A 15,345-nucleotide genomic window follows, 5' to 3' on the forward strand; every position below is an offset into this window, starting at 1 on the left:
CAACATATCTGCCAGGTATCGCAAGACCAACGCCGCCTACGCTTCCCTTCCTTCATAAAACAAATTGTCAAAGAACCATTCGCACGAGCGAATGCGGCCTTAAAGGCACGACCGGAGGCACCTCATCTCGCACCTGCTTCCAGGGCTCAACAATCGTGATGTCCGGTAAGATCAACAGCAAGGAGCGCCATGCGGCAGCGCCGCCGTCGATGGAGGCGGTTATACGCAGGGCCTGAATGCGAGTCAACAGACTTTGTCAAAAAAGATTCACAGAAGCGGACACTCCAAGTTTTATATCGTTTTTTCATAAGCTTAGCGACACGTCCCCGGCAACTGATTACCCGGCGGCACATGGCATTGCGGCGTCTTTTCAAGAGGGAAAATCCGCGCTGCCGGATACCGCGTTGCAGCATCAATCCGGGCGTGCAACAGCAGCCGGACCCGGCGGATTGAGAGACATTGCATACCGGGACCGGCAGCCTCCGGTCCTTGCCCGTGCATGCGCGCCCCGCCGCGCATGTCGGCAACAGGGGGGTTAATTCACACAGGCATCACAGAACCGTCAAAATCAGGCCTTACGCAACAATCTGCAGGGCAATGGGATCTGGTACTCCCGGTGCATAAACAATTGACGTTTTAGACCAAACACTGCATTTAGCAGGGTCAGCCGCGGTGCGTTCCCGCCTTTACGGGCCTTGATGGGACGACCGATCGACGGATCTGATGCAGGATTTGTAAAAGGACCGGACTGGAATTAATGCATTTTGGCCCTTTCCATAGTGCACAGGGAACCCGGATTGAACTGGGCGATGAACCGCCGCTCCGCGGATACGAGGGGCGTAGCGGTCTTTCGGACAAGCGCCAGGTCTCCTTGCGCTGGCTTGCCGGCACGGTTCTGACTGGATTGACCTCACTGGTGCTCATGGGCGGGGCCCTGATGGCCGCGCTTGATGGACAATACAGTGTGGAAGCCGCGCCCTCCGCCGATGCGCTTTACGCCGGTGTTGCCTCCGCGGACGGCGGCAGCACCAAGGGAGACCGGGTTCTCAAGACCGCAGCTGAATACTCCAGCAAGAACGTGATCGACGTGAATGTCATCGCGCGCGTCGGCGACAAGGACCACATCCGCGTGCAGCCGCATGTTTTCGTCAGCGCCTCCCTTGCAACGCGCAAGGACCCGGAGCTGGCTGATCTCATTCCGGCCTTCAATCCTCTGAACATGTTTTCCGACAAGTCGGATGAACCGAGTGGCACGGAGTTTGCCGAGACCACGACGGCGCTGATTGCAGACTCCATCTACGGCGCCAAGCTGGAAAGCGAAGTCAGCATTTCTCTGGCCCCCTTTCCGACGTCAAGTCCCCTGATCAAGGAAGACAAGACCCCGTCGGAAACCGAGGTTGAGATTGTCGTGCGCGATGCGGCACGGCTGCTTCTTGCAAGTTCCCCGCAGACCGCCGCGAAAACGCTTGTCGACCCTGGCCGCTTCGACTTCAACCTGGCGCTCCAGCCCGACCTTGAACGCTACGCCGTCCGCATCACGCCGGAAAACGTCTCCTTTGTCTCCAAGCGCGACGAAGAGATCCGCTTCGCCGGCATGGAGGAAAGCATTGTCCCGATCACGGAAGGCCAGAACCTGACCGACCTGCTTCTGGACTACGATGCGAATGCGCAGGAAGCCCGCAACATCGCCTCCTCCTTCGCCAGCCTTTTCGGCATCTCCGAGCTTGAGGACGGCCAGCGCCTGCGCATCGCCTATGCGCCGTCTCCCGATGACCTGGAAAAGATGCGCCCGGAGCGCGTTTCTCTCTATACAGCCACAGAACATCAGGCGACTGTCGCCCGGTCGGACAGCGGCAGATACATCAAGGCGGAAGAGCCAAGCACGTTCCTTGCCGACGCCTTCGCCGAAGCCGACCGGGTGTCCTACGGCGGCCCGACACCGGCAATTTACGACAGCCTTTATCAGACGGCCCTGGAGCAGGACATGCCCGAAGAGATCATCGATGATCTGGTGCGCATGTTCTCTTTCGATGTCGATTTCAATTCCCGCGTCCAGCCGGGAGACGCGCTGGAACTGTTCTTCACGCCCGGTGACGAAAACGCGGCACCGAAGATTCTCTACGCGGCCCTCAATACCGGCAACACCAAACGCGAATTCTACCGCTACCGCACGCCCGATGACGGCGCGACCGACTTTTATGACGGCTCCGGCCAGAGCGCCAAGAAGTTCCTGGTTCGAAAGCCGCTCAACGGCGGCAAGTTCCGCTCCGGTTTCGGCATGCGGCGCCATCCGATTCTCAAATACACGCGCATGCACCGCGGTGTGGACTGGTCGGCGCCGCGCGGCACGCCGATCATTGCCGCAGGCAACGGCACCGTCGTCAAGTCCGGCTGGGCCTCCGGCTATGGCCGGCGCGTCGAACTGCGGCACACCAACGGCTATGTCACGACCTACAGCCACATGACCGGCTTCGGCAAAGGCATCCGCGAAGGCGCGCGCGTCACCCAGGGCCAGGTGATCGGCTATGTCGGCTCCACGGGCCTGTCGACCGGACCGCACCTCCACTATGAAGTCCTCGTCAATGGAAGATATGTTGATCCCATGCGCATCAAGCTGCCGAAGGGACGGACGCTGGACGGGGAAGTGCGGACAAGCTTCGAGGAAGAGCGATACCGCGTCGACACGCTTCTGGAGCGGGCCCGCAAGCCATCGCGCATCGCAGCGGTCAACTGAGCTGCCAGAGGCTACGGTACGCGCCAACACACATCTGGTCAGAAAGACAAGGCCCCGCGGAACATCTTGCTCCGCGGGGCTTTTCGTATCGTGTTCGGGAACGGACGGGTTACGCCGCTGCACTCTCAGAGCCGGCAACCTGGAAAACCAGCCTGTCGGCCCCCGCGGACACATCGACCGTCTGCCCGTCGAGAATATCTCCGGCCAGGAGTTTCTCCGCCAGCGGATCCTGGACATCCTTCTGGATGACCCGTTTCAGCGGACGGGCGCCATAGGCAGGATCGTAGCCTTTCTGGGCCAGCCAGCCGAGTGCGCTGTCGTCCACGTTGAGGGTGATCTTGCGATCCTCCAGAAGCGTGTGAAGCCGCTCCAGCTGGATCTTGACGATATCGCCCATCTGCGCCCGCTGCAGCCGATGGAACAGAACAATCTCATCCAGCCGGTTCAGGAACTCGGGCCGGAAATGCCCGCGCACCGATGTCATCACCTCGTCCCGGACCGCATCGCTGTCCTGGCCTTCCGGCTGGTTGACCAGGTACTCCGCACCCAGGTTGGACGTCATGATGATCAGCGTGTTGCGGAAGTCGACGGTGCGGCCCTGACCGTCGGTCAGACGGCCATCGTCGAGCACCTGAAGCAGCACGTTGAACACATCGCTATGCGCCTTTTCGATTTCATCGAAAAGCACGACCTGGTAGGGCCGCCTGCGCACGGCTTCGGTGAGCGCGCCGCCTTCCTCGTAGCCGACATAGCCCGGAGGCGCTCCGATCAGCCGGGCCACGGAGTGTTTCTCCATGAATTCCGACATGTCGATACGCACCATCGCGCTGTCGTCGTCAAACAGGAAGCTGGCAAGGGCCTTGGTCAGCTCCGTCTTGCCGACACCGGTCGGCCCCAGGAACATGAACGAACCGATGGGCCTGTGCGGGTCCTGCAGGCCGGCACGCGCGCGCCTGACCGCGGTGGACACGGCATGAATGGCCTCTGCCTGACCGACGACGCGCTTTGCCAGCATGTCTTCCATCCGCAGCAGCTTTTCCCGTTCGCCTTCCAGCATCTTGTCCACCGGGATACCGGTCCACTTCGAAACAACCTGGGCGATATGCGCAGGTGAAACGGCTTCATCGACCATCGCGTCCTTGTCTTCCGACGCCTCGGCCTCCGACAATTGCCGCTCCAGATCCGGAACAACGCCATAGGCCAGTTCACCGGCTTTCGCCAGGTCGCCCTGCCGCTGCGCGATTTCCAGATCGGTCCGTGCCTGCTCAAGCTGTTCCTTGATCTTCTGTTCAAGGTTCAGCTTTTCCTTCTCGCCAAGCCAGCGATTGGTGAGCGCCTGAGACTGCTCTTCCAGGTTTGTCAGCTCCTGTTCGAGCTTGCTCAGCCGGTCACGGGACGCCTCGTCGCTTTCCACCTTCAGCGCTTCGCGCTCGATCTTCAGCTGTATGATCCGGCGATCCAGCTCATCCAGCTCTTCCGGCTTGGAATCGACCTGCATGCGCAGCCGGCTCGCCGCCTCATCGACCAGATCGATCGCCTTGTCGGGCAGAAACCGGTCTGTGATGTAACGGTTGGACAGGTTGGCTGCCGAGACGATCGCGCTGTCGGTAATGCGCACGCCATGGTGCAGTTCATATTTTTCCTTGATACCGCGCAGGATCGAGACCGTATCCTCGACCGTCGGTTCCGTCACGAAGACCGGCTGAAAACGCCGGGCAAGCGCTGCATCCTTTTCGACATGCTTGCGGTATTCGTCCAGGGTCGTCGCCCCCACGCAGTGCAGTTCGCCGCGCGCAAGCGCCGGTTTCAGCAGGTTGGACGCATCCATCGCGCCATCCGCCTTGCCAGCGCCGACAAGCGTGTGCATCTCGTCGATGAACAGGATGATGCCGCCGGCCGCCGCTTCGACTTCCGACAGCACCGCCTTCAGACGCTCCTCGAATTCACCACGATACTTCGCACCCGCGATCAGCGCGCCCATGTCCAGCGCAAGCAACTGCTTGTCCTTCAGGGATTCAGGAACATCTCCATTGACGATCCTGAGTGCGAGGCCTTCCGCGATGGCCGTTTTGCCGACGCCGGGTTCACCGATCAGAACCGGGTTGTTCTTGGTTCTACGGGACAGAACCTGAATGGTTCGCCGGATTTCCTCATCGCGGCCAATCACCGGATCGAGTTTGCCGTCGCGGGCGACTTCCGTCAGATCCCGGGCATATTTCTTCAACGCTTCATACTGGTTTTCAGCGGTCGCGCTGTCTGCGGTGCGGCCCTGGCGAAGCTGGTTGATTGCATCATTGAGGCCATTCGGCGTCACGCCGTGGCGCTTCATCAGCTTGCCCGCCTCACTTTCGCCGTCCATGGCAAGGGCAAGCAACAGGCGTTCAACGGTGACGAAGCTGTCGCCTGCCTTCTCCGCAATCTTTTCAGCCTGCTCGAAAAGGCGCGCCGTTGGCTGCGCCATGTAAAGCTGCCCCGAGCCGCCGGAGACCTTGGGCATCTTGTCCAGGATGCCTTCGAGATCCCCTTTCAGGGCCTTTGCCTTTCCGCCGGCGCGTTCGATCAACCCGGTGGCCATGCCTTCCGGATCGTCCAGAAGCACCTTCAAGATGTGTTCCGGCGCGAACTGCTGGTGTCCGCGCCCAAGGGCAAATGTCTGAGCGGACTGCACAAAGCCTCGTGCGCGCTCAGTGTATTTTTCAAAGTTCATTCTCTACCTCCTACCCGTCCGCACCACCCGAAGCATGGGGAACGTCGTTGGATATGGACCCCGAGGGTACGGACCCATAAATGAGGCCGAAATGGTTTGAGGCGGCTTGCGTCTCGTCAAGGAGCCAAAGCGCAGGAAATGTGGTTCATTTTCAAGCCTTTCGCAACGCCGAGGAGGAGCAAGCGGTCAAATCCGAAGGACATGGAAATGGCTTCACCCCGCGGCGTCAGCGTGCTTGACCGGGCAGGAAGCCCGCTCCACACACCCTTCCTAGCGGGATTTAGCCATGTCGCATGCCATTTCAGTCTCATTTATGGGTTCGCACCCTAAACGGGCATCCATGCAGTCTCATTGAGCACTGCCCTCCTAATATAGTGTTGCATTTTCATCACAAAAGCCCCTCCAGGCCAAAATTCGCGCAACAAAAAACGGCGCCCGTCGGACGCCGTTCTGGATGTTTCGATTTGCCGGATTGCCGTCAGTCGGACGCGGCCGCAGTTTCAGCAGAAGCGTCCTCACTCGCCTTGGGACGACGGGTCCGTGTGGTCCGGCGTCGCGGCTTGGCCTGCTCGTCTTCGGAGGCCTCGACCGGGCTCTCGTCACCCTCGGACGATGCCTCTGTCGTGCCTGCCGCCTGATCTCCAGACGCACGGCGCGGCGTCCGCGATCTTGGTGTCCGGGTTCGGCGGCGCGGCTTCTCGTCGGAATCGCCGTCCTCGGCATCCGCTTTCTGACCTGCACCGTTGACCTGGCCTTCCTGGTCGATCACCGGCATGTCTTCGATAAACGGCTGCGGGCTGTTCGCATCGACAACGTCGCCGTCTGCTGCGGCACGTTCCTGCGCAGGCCGCTCCGAACCGTTGACCGGTGGCGTGGCGCCATTTGTTCCGCTGGCGGCTTCACCTGACGTGTCTTCGCTGTCCGCGCGCACGGCCGGCTGTGCCGAAGGTTGCTGCTGCGGCTGTGCTGCGGCAACGATCCGCAGATAGTGCTCCGCATGCTGGTTGTAGTTTTCGAACATCACGCGGTCGCCGGATGCCTGGGCATCTCTGGCAAGCTGCTGATACTTCTCCGCGATATGCATCGCTGTGCCGCGGATTTTCACATCAGGACCGTTTGATTCGTAAGTCCGGGTTAACGGATTGGGACCTTTGCGGCCCCGACCGCGCATACGCTTATTGCTTTGATTTCCTGGTCTCATCCTGCCGTTTTCTCTTGCGGAACGGCGGTCAGCGAAACGCTGACCCAACATCGGAATTGCTTAAACCGATACGAAATACACACCGAAACCAACAATGCTGGTTCGCGGCTGCCTTTCAAAACACGCGCAACGCATTCCAGGCCGATGGCCAGCGCTCACGTCTTCCTCGTCGACAGTCCAAAACACCGGAAGGCCCGATTTGCAGCTGAATACTTCGCGCGATAAGCGTGTCTCGTCTTCACACTGCCGGATGCGTATGCCCCGCTAAACGCTGTTCACATTTCCGGTTTCGGCGAGTCGAACCTAACCGTTTCCGCCGCAATTTCCAAGTGCTTTTTCGCGTTTGGATCAAAACAGTAAAATTATGTCCCGCGCGCAAGCGCAACGCGGTCGTTCCCGGCAAGATCCTTAATGATTTCAATCTCTCCAAGGTCATGTTGACGCAGCAGTTTTTCAACAGAGGCAGCCTGATCGTATCCGATCTCGAGCGCGATTCGGGCACCGGAACGCAACAAACCCGCCGCCTGCGGTACAAGTGCGGCATATGCGTTGAGACCGTTTTCGCCGCCATCAAGAGCGAGCCGGGGATCATGATCGATGACTTCCGGGCTCAACTCTTCCAGGACACGGCTGCAGATGTAGGGCGGATTGCTGACGATCCAGTCCGGCCCCTCTGTCCGATCCAGGTCCATGGCGGCGAGATAGTCGGCACAAATAGGATGAAAACGGTCTTCGACACTGTGAAGGCGCGCATTGTTGACGGCACATGCAAGGGCGTCTTCCGACAGGTCGATCGCGATCGCCCTGCCTCTGGGACGTTCGGCAAGCAAGGTCACCGCAATTGCGCCCGATCCGGTACCGATGTCCCAAATCGTGACCGGCGCGTCGCCGGCGGTCCTGCTCAGAACCGCGTCGATGAGTGTTTCCGTATCCGGGCGCGGTTCCAGGGTCGCACTGTTCAGCAAAAACCGGCGGCCGTAAAACTCGCGCTCGCCGAGGATGCGGCCAAGCGGCATGCCGCCCATGCGCAGTACCGCCTTTTCCTCGATCTCGCGAACCTGCGCCGCATCGACCTCCTGGGCATCGTTGAGAAGAAGATCGGACAGGCCAATCCCGAGCAGCGTGCTCACCAGAAGTTTTGCATCGAGTTCGGGATCGGAAATCTCCGCGCCGCGGAACCGGTCCCTGATCTGCCGGTAAAGTCGGCCCGCCTGCATCATCAGGCGTCTTCGGATGCCAGCAGATTGGCCTGATAATCGACAATCAGGGCTTCGATGACCTCACCGAGGCCTTCTCCGGCAACAATCTGCTCGAGCTTGTACAACGTCAGCCCTATGCGGTGATCGGTCACGCGGCCCTGTGGGAAATTGTAGGTCCGGATACGTTCCGAACGGTCGCCGGAACCAACCTGAAGCCGGCGCGCCTCGGTGCGTTCGTTGGCGGCGCGTTCGCGCTCCTCGTCATAGATGCGGGCGCGCAGAAGCTGCATGGCCCGGGCCTTGTTCTTGTGCTGCGACCGCTCATCCTGCACCGCGACCACGATCCCGGTCGGGATATGCGTGATGCGCACGGCGGAATCGGTCGTGTTGACGTGTTGGCCGCCGGCCCCGGAAGCACGGAAGGTGTCAATGCGCAAGTCGCTGTCCTGAACATCGATATCGACATCCTCGGCCTGCGGCAGAACCGCTACGGTCGCCGCCGACGTGTGGATGCGTCCTCCCGATTCCGTTGCCGGGACCCTTTGCACGCGGTGCACACCGGACTCGAATTTCAGCCGGGCAAACACGTTCTCACCCGACACGGAGGCAATGATTTCCTTGAACCCGCCGACTTCGCCTTCGCTCGCCGACAGGATTTCCACTTTCCAGCCTTGCAGTTCGGCATAGCGCTGATACATGCGGAACAGATCTCCGGCAAAAAGGGCCGCTTCGTCCCCGCCCGTTCCGGCACGGACCTCGAGAATGGCATCGTTCGCGTCCGCTTCGTCCTTGGGCAGAAGGCCGATACGCACATCCTGCGACAGTTGCTCGACGCTTTCGTTCAGTTCGTCGCGCTCAAGCTCGGCAAGTTCGCGCATTTCGGCATCCGTCTCCGGATCGTCAATAAGTGCGCGGGCACCGGCGAGATCGTCTTCAGCCTTGATGAGCGCGCGGATTTTCTGAACGAGCGGCTCAAGCCCGGCATATTCCCGTGACAGTTTCACATAGACAGCCGGCTCCGGTCCGCTCGACATCAGGTGTTCGATCTCGGCAAAACGGTCCAGCAGGACATCGAGTTTCTGACGCGCCAGCATAAGCGCAGGATCTCCTTGGTCGCGTCGGCGGCAAGCAAAGCCGCACGAGACAAATCAATTCCAAAACGGACGGTACCGGTCAAGGCAGCCCGCGTTCCGGTTCCGTTGACCCGGTTTGACGCACGGACCCGAATCCGTGTGTCGTTGTGATTTTCCCACATATCAGCGCAGCCAAAGGATAGCTAGGTCATACCGCCAATCCGCCGATCCGCTCCGTCGGGCGATCGCGGCCGGTCAGAGAGCCACATCCGTTTCGGCGGCAAACCGCTTCAAGACATCCCGGATGTTGTTGTCGTCGTGTCCCGGCTCGAGCCTTGGCAAAAGACGCGCGGAAAGGCGGCTGGTATCGAGCGTCCTCAGCATGGCCTTGACCGGTCCGAGAGCCGCCGGAGACATGGAAAGGTCACGATATCCGAGACCGATCAGTGCCATCGCCTCAAGCGGCCTGCCCGCAAGCTCTCCGCAAAGCGTGACCGGCACGTGGTGTTTGTTTGCGCTGTCCGCGATTGTTTTCAAGGCCCTGAGAAAAGCAACGTTCAGCGTGTCGAAGCGTTCCGCAACCCGTGTGTTGCCGCGATCGACCGCACAGAAGAACTGGAAGAGGTCATTGGACCCGACCGACACGAAGTCGACATAGGTCATCAGCTCGTCAAGCTGGAACAGGAGCGATGGAACCTCGACCATGACACCCAGACGAATGTTCTCCGGAACCGGGTGGTTGTGTCGGCGCAGGTGCTTGACCTCGCGATCGACAAGGGCGCGTGCCTGCAGAAACTCGTCGACTTCCGCGACCATGGGAAACATGAGCTTCAGATCACGACCGGCTGCTGCGTGCAGCAGCGCCCTGATTTGCGTCCGCAAGAGACCCGGCCGATCAAGGCCGAGACGGAGCGCTCTCCAGCCCATGGCAGGGTTTTCTTCCTGAATGGATCTCAGGTAGGGCAGCACCTTGTCCCCGCCGATATCGAGCGAGCGGAAGGTCACCGGCTTGCCGTCCGCCGCATCGAGGATCTGGCTGTATTGCGCCTGCTGCTCGTGCATGCGCGGAAAGGACGAGGCAACCATAAACTGGAGCTCTGTTCGGAACAGGCCGACACCCGCTGCCCCCGACTCTTCCAGATGCGGCAGGTCGATCAGAAGACCGGCATTCATCTGCAGGGAAAACTCGACCCCGTCCTTCGTGACGGAGGGTTTGCTGCGCAGCCTGCGGTACTGCGCCTGGCGCCGGGCCCTGAACCGGACCTTCTCCGCATAGGCATTTTCCAGATCGGCCGCCGGGCGCAGGTGAATTTCGCCCGTGTCTCCGTCAACGATAATCGCGTCTCCGGCGTCTGCAAGACTGACGATGTCGTCGACCAGGCCGACCGTGGGTATTCCAAGCGCGCGCGCGACGATGGTCACGTGGCTTGTCGGCCCGCCTTCCTCGAGAACCAGTCCCCGGATCCGGTCGCGGCCATAGTCGAGCAATTCGGCCGCCCCCATGTTTCGGCCGACGATTATGGCGTCCTGCGGCAGTTCACCGATACCCGGACCATGCTCGCGGCCCATGAGTTCCCGGATCAGTCTGTGCGCGAGATCGTCCAGATCGTGGAGACGTTCCCGCAGATAGGGATCCGTCTGGCGCAGCATGCGCGCACGCGTGTCGCTTTGAACTTTTTCTACAGCGGCTTCCGCCGTCAGCCCGTTCTTGATCGCGTCTTCGATCTTGCGGATCCAGCCGCGGTCATAGGCAAACATCCGATAGGCTTCCAGCACCTCGCGGTGCTCACCCATCGCGGCGATCTCACCGCTCGCCAGGAGGTCGTCGATGGAGAGCCTGAGCCGGTTGATGGCGCCTTCCAGGCGCGCGGTTTCCTGATCGGTGTCCTCGGCGATCAGGTTGGTGACGACAACGCGGGGTTCATGAAGCACCACATGTCCGAGACCGACACCTTCCGACAGCCCGGCTCCGGTCGCGGTGATCGGCCGCGACAGATCCAGCCCGGTTGCTTCCTGCGCGATCGCTTCCAGCTCGCCGGCAGCCACCATTTCGGCAATGACCATCGCCGTCGTCTGAAGTGCCTCGACCTCGTCCTCAAGATAGGTCCGGTGAGACTGGTTCTGGACGACAAGAACACCGAGTGTCCGGCCGGCGCGCAGGATGGGCACGCCGAGAAAGGAGTTGTAGGCTTCTTCGCCGGTTTCCGGCAGATAGGTAAATCCGGGATGGGCGCTGGCGTTCGGCAGGTTGAGCGGGCGCGCCTCGGCGGCAATCAGACCGACAAGGCCCTGGCCGACGCGAAGAGACGCATTGTGAACCGCCTCCCGGTTCAGACCTTCGGTCGCATAGAGCTCAAGCACGCCATCCGCACGGAGGATGTAAACCGAACACACTTCGGCAACGACGTTCGACGCAATCAGGACGACGATCTTGTCCAGTCGCTCTTGCGCCGTGATCGGTTCCGCCATGACTTCGCGGAGCCTGCGGAGCAAAAGGCGCGGTCCGGCTAGGTTGCTGCGCATTGCGCCCCCGTCTGATTTCCGCCTCAGGCGGCCGGCGGCCCCGCTCGTCCGGTTCCGCCCGCCGGTTATACTATCCGTCTAACCCGTATAGCGAATGGAGAGTCCGGACCGCAAGTTCCGCATAGGCGGAATCGATCAGCACCGATATCTTGATTTCCGATGTGGTGATCGCCCTGATATTGATCCCCTTGGACGCAAGGCCACGGAAACACTGGGCGGCAACACCGGCATGAGAGCGCATGCCGATCCCGATCACCGAGACTTTCACAACATCGATCGCACCTTCCAGGTTCTGGAAACCGATCTCACCGCGATTGTCGTCCAGTACCTTCTTGGCGCGTTCGAAATCACCTTCCGGCACGGTAAAGGTTATGTCGGTGGTCTTGCCGTCAGGGGAAATGTTCTGAACGATCATGTCGACATTGATATGGGCGTCGGCGAGCGGCCCGAACACCGATTCCGCGACACCCGGCTTGTCGGCCACGTCACGCAGTGAGATCTGAGCTTCGTCCTTGGCATAGGCAATGCCGGTGACAACTTGCTGTTCCACGAGTTCATCCTCGTCGCAAATGAGAGTACCAATTGGAAGACCGTCCTTGTCGGCCTGCGGTGCATCCGGATCATCGAAACTGGAACGCACAAATGTCCTGACATTATGCACCATCGCCATTTCGACGGAGCGAACCTGAAGAACCTTTGCACCGAGCGAGGCCATTTCCAGCATCTCTTCAAACGAGACGCGTTCAAGACGCTGTGCCTTGGGCACGATCCGGGGATCGGTCGTATAGACACCGTCCACATCCGTGTAGATATCGCACCGGTCGGCCTTGACGGCCGCAGCGATCGCGACCGCGCTCGTGTCCGATCCGCCCCGGCCGAGCGTGGCGATACGGTTGTCAGGCGAGATCCCCTGGAATCCGGCCATGACGGCAACCTGACCCTGCTCCAGCCTTTCGACCAGGAACCCGGCATCAATCTCGCGGATGCGCGCCGCACCGTGATTTTCGTCCGTCTTGATCGGAACCTGCCAGCCCTGCCAGGAACGGGCGTTCACGCCCATGTCCTGAAGCACGATCGCAAGCAGACCGGATGTCACCTGTTCGCCTGAAGCAACAACGGCGTCGTATTCGCGCGCGTCGTGAAGCGGGGCGGCATCGCGGCAGTACTCAACCAGCTTGTTGGTCTGTCCGGCCATGGCTGAAACAACCACCGCGACCTCGTGTCCGGCTTCCACTTCCCTTTTCACATGGCGGGCCACATTTCGGATGCGATCGAGATCGGCAACCGAAGTCCCCCCAAATTTTAAAACCAGTCGGGCCATACCACTCGTATTCAATCTAGTCTGTCATGAAGCGCGAAACGCTCCGGATGGATCGGCGCATGCATACAGTCTGTGCCGCCGCGCTGCAACTCCGTGCCACCTGCGCTCACTTGACAAATGGTCAAGGACGCTGAACGACAGCTAAACTATGTACGATGTTGAAGACGGTGTGACTTCGCCGGGAAAAAGGATTTGTCCAATGTCAGTCAAGGCTCAACAGACCGCGGGTACCATCGACGAAAGTGAAGTCGCCAGGTTTTCCGCAATGGCCGATCAATGGTGGGATCCGACCGGGAAGTTCAAACCGCTGCACAAGTTCAACCCCGTCCGCCTTGCCTATATCAAGCAGGAGGTGTGCCGCAAATTCGGCCGCGATCCCAGGGCCGCCGACGCTTTCAAGGGGCTGAGATTTCTGGATATCGGTTGCGGCGGCGGCCTTTTGAGCGAACCGATGGCGCGGCTCGGCGCCGACGTGGTTGGGGCGGACCCCTCCGAGACCAACATCAAGATTGCCAAGCTGCACATGGAAAGCTCCGGCCTCAAGATCGACTACCGGGCACAAACCGCTGAAGAACTCGCTGCGGCAGGAGAGACATTCGATGTCATCCTCAATATGGAAGTGGTCGAACACGTCGCCGATGTCCCGCTGTTTCTCCAGGCAACCGGAAGCATGGTCCGGCCGGGCGGCATGATGTTCGTTGCGACCATCAACCGCACGCTGAAAGCCTATGCCCTTGCGATTGTCGGCGCGGAATACGTGCTGCGCTGGCTGCCCAAGGGAACCCATTCCTATGAAAAACTGGTGAAACCGTCAGAGATCGAGGGCCCCTTGGGCTCCGAAGGGCTCACGATCACGGACCGGTCGGGCGTGAGCTACAACCCTCTGACCGATGCCTGGGTCAAGTCCCGTGACATGGATGTCAACTACATGCTGCTCGCCGAAAGACCGGATGACTGATGAGCGCACTTCCCCTGGTCTTCATACCCGGTCTGCTGTGCACGGAAACACTCTATGCACCTCAGATCACCGCGTTTTCGGATCGCCCGATCCTTGTGGCAGACAATCGTTCGGATGACACGATCGGTGCAATTGCAGCCCGTCTCCTGAAAGACGCTCCAGAGCGCTTTTCGCTCATCGGGCTTTCCATGGGCGGCTACATCGCTTTCGAGGTCATGCGGCGCGCGCCAGAACGCGTCGACAGGCTCGCGCTCTTGAACACGTCGGCGCAGGCGGTCTCAGAAGAACGCCGGGAACAAAGACAGGTCCTGACCGGGCTTGCCCAAAAAAACCACTTCCACAAGATTCCAGATCTCTTCTTTCCCGGTTTCGTGCACGAGAACAACGAAACCAGCGAACACCTCAGGTCGATCGTTCACGGGATGGCGGCCGAGACCGGCCGCGATGCCTTTATCCGTCAGCAGAACGCCAACGCGGCACGCATGGACTCGCGTCCCTCTCTGTCTCACATCAGTTGCCCCACCTTCGTGCTCTCCGGGGATGGTGACCGTCTGATCGCACCGGATCTTTCGGTTGAGATCCATCAACTTGTTGCAGGCAGCGAACTTGCCATTCTCGAAGAATGCGGGCATCTCTCGACCCTCGAGCAACCGGAACATGTCACCGCGAAGTTGCGTGCGTTTCTTGCCTAGGTGATGGACCCATAAATGAGGCGGAAATGGCTTGAGGCGGATTGCTTCTCCTCAAGGAGCGGAAGCGCTGGAAATGTGGTTCATTTTCAAGCCTTTCGCAACGCGGAGGAGGCGCAAGCCGGTCAAATCCGAAGGACATGGAAATGGCATTTCAGTCTCATTTACGGGTCCATCACCAAAGGCAAACCGGAGCGCTTTGCGCAAAAATCTGCGACCGGATGGCGCAGGGATTATTGATCCCTGTCAAAGATCCGAATTGCGGGCCAGGTAGAGTTGCCTCACGCTGGTCCGGTATCTCCGGCTGACCTGGCGCGCGGCAAACCGCCGGCGACGCCGGACAGACTGGATCGCAGCACTGTTTCGAGCCACCGGCCCGAAAGACAGACAAGCGGAGGATCTCCAATGGCAGGCAAACGCAATCCGGACGTATTCGACTTCACAGCGCTCAAGTTCGAATGGCCCATGCCCTCATTCACCAACTGGTCGCTTGCCGAGCGGGAGGACAGGATCGAGGCAAAGACCGTTGCCGGTTTCCAGAAAATGGGAACCGCGATGTGGTCTCACGCCGAAAAGGCGTTCGACGAGCACATGGAATTCGTCAGCCATCGGCTCCACGAGGATTTCGAGTGCGCAAAATCCCTGACGCAATGTGTCGCCCCGGAACAGACGCTCGCGACCCTGCAGAACTTTTACTCGAAGATGGCAACCGAGTATCAGGAGCATTTCGAGCAGCAGGCCGCACTGTTCCGGGACAGCTTCTCGCAAGGTGCGGCTGCGGTCGAGGAACTCAATGAAGCGGCCATGGAAAATGTCGGAGAACTCGGCAAAGCGGCCGAAGAAACGCTTGCAGACCTGAAACCGGCCCGGGCCAGCACGCAGCCGCGCGCCGCGGCGGCGGCAAAACCCAAAAAGTAAAACCGGACAAAGACCCGTTCGG

10 protein-coding genes are annotated in these 15,345 nt (G+C 60.2%); 4 read left to right on the forward strand and 6 right to left on the reverse strand.

The genetic code is table 11. The features are described 5' to 3' along the window. Positions 1-757 precede the first annotated feature (757 nt). Positions 758-2,734, forward strand: a complete 1,977-nt coding sequence (locus tag RBB49_RS06220) for a M23 family metallopeptidase (protein ID WP_306141846.1) — start codon at positions 758-760, stop codon at positions 2,732-2,734. A gap of 109 nt (positions 2,735-2,843) precedes the next feature. Here the strand turns inward: RBB49_RS06220 and clpB are convergent, their stop codons facing one another. The 6 genes from clpB to RBB49_RS06250 all read right to left on the reverse strand — a co-directional run bounded on the left by clpB (position 2,844) and on the right by RBB49_RS06250 (position 12,758). Further along, the gene (gene clpB / locus RBB49_RS06225; protein WP_306141847.1) at positions 2,844-5,441 is read right to left on the reverse strand and encodes an ATP-dependent chaperone ClpB; all 2,598 of its coding nucleotides are present in this window, start codon (positions 5,439-5,441) and stop codon (positions 2,844-2,846) included. Between the two features lie 478 nt (positions 5,442-5,919). Next, positions 5,920-6,642 (reverse strand): DUF4167 domain-containing protein, encoded by a 723-nt coding sequence (locus tag RBB49_RS06230; RefSeq protein ID WP_306141848.1) that lies wholly within the window; start codon positions 6,640-6,642, stop codon positions 5,920-5,922. Between the two features lie 362 nt (positions 6,643-7,004). Continuing rightward, positions 7,005-7,862, reverse strand: a complete 858-nt coding sequence (gene prmC, locus RBB49_RS06235; protein WP_306141849.1) for a peptide chain release factor N(5)-glutamine methyltransferase — start codon at positions 7,860-7,862, stop codon at positions 7,005-7,007. Further along, entirely contained in the window at positions 7,862-8,935 is a 1,074-nt protein-coding gene (gene prfA, locus RBB49_RS06240; protein ID WP_306141850.1) for a peptide chain release factor 1, read from the reverse strand. The genes prmC and prfA overlap by 1 nt, the downstream gene beginning before the upstream one ends. A 234-nt stretch (positions 8,936-9,169) precedes the next feature. After that, entirely contained in the window at positions 9,170-11,437 is a 2,268-nt protein-coding gene (ptsP, locus tag RBB49_RS06245) for a phosphoenolpyruvate--protein phosphotransferase (RefSeq protein WP_306141851.1), read from the reverse strand. Positions 11,438-11,507: 70 nt separating this feature from the next. Continuing rightward, positions 11,508-12,758: an aspartate kinase gene (locus tag RBB49_RS06250; protein ID WP_306141852.1), complete on the reverse strand. Its 1,251-nt coding sequence runs from the start codon at positions 12,756-12,758 to the stop codon at positions 11,508-11,510. Positions 12,759-12,957: 199 nt separating this feature from the next. On the opposite strand from RBB49_RS06250, the gene ubiG reads away from it, so the two are divergent. From ubiG to RBB49_RS06265, 3 genes are all read left to right on the forward strand, one after another. Continuing rightward, positions 12,958-13,716 (forward strand): bifunctional 2-polyprenyl-6-hydroxyphenol methylase/3-demethylubiquinol 3-O-methyltransferase UbiG, encoded by a 759-nt coding sequence (gene ubiG / locus RBB49_RS06255; RefSeq protein WP_306141853.1) that lies wholly within the window; start codon positions 12,958-12,960, stop codon positions 13,714-13,716. Next, positions 13,716-14,408, forward strand: coding sequence for an alpha/beta fold hydrolase (locus RBB49_RS06260; RefSeq protein WP_306141854.1), 693 nt, complete (start codon positions 13,716-13,718; stop codon positions 14,406-14,408). The genes ubiG and RBB49_RS06260 overlap by 1 nt, the downstream gene beginning before the upstream one ends. Positions 14,409-14,810: 402 nt before the next feature. Continuing rightward, complete coding sequence (locus RBB49_RS06265) at positions 14,811-15,323, forward strand: hypothetical protein (RefSeq protein WP_306141855.1); 513 nt, start codon at positions 14,811-14,813, stop codon at positions 15,321-15,323. The last annotated feature ends 22 nt before the right edge of the window (positions 15,324-15,345 follow it).

This window comes from Roseibium sp. MMSF_3412, assembly GCF_030733265.1.
In the GTDB taxonomy this organism is placed as follows: Bacteria; Pseudomonadota; Alphaproteobacteria; order Rhizobiales; family Stappiaceae; genus Roseibium.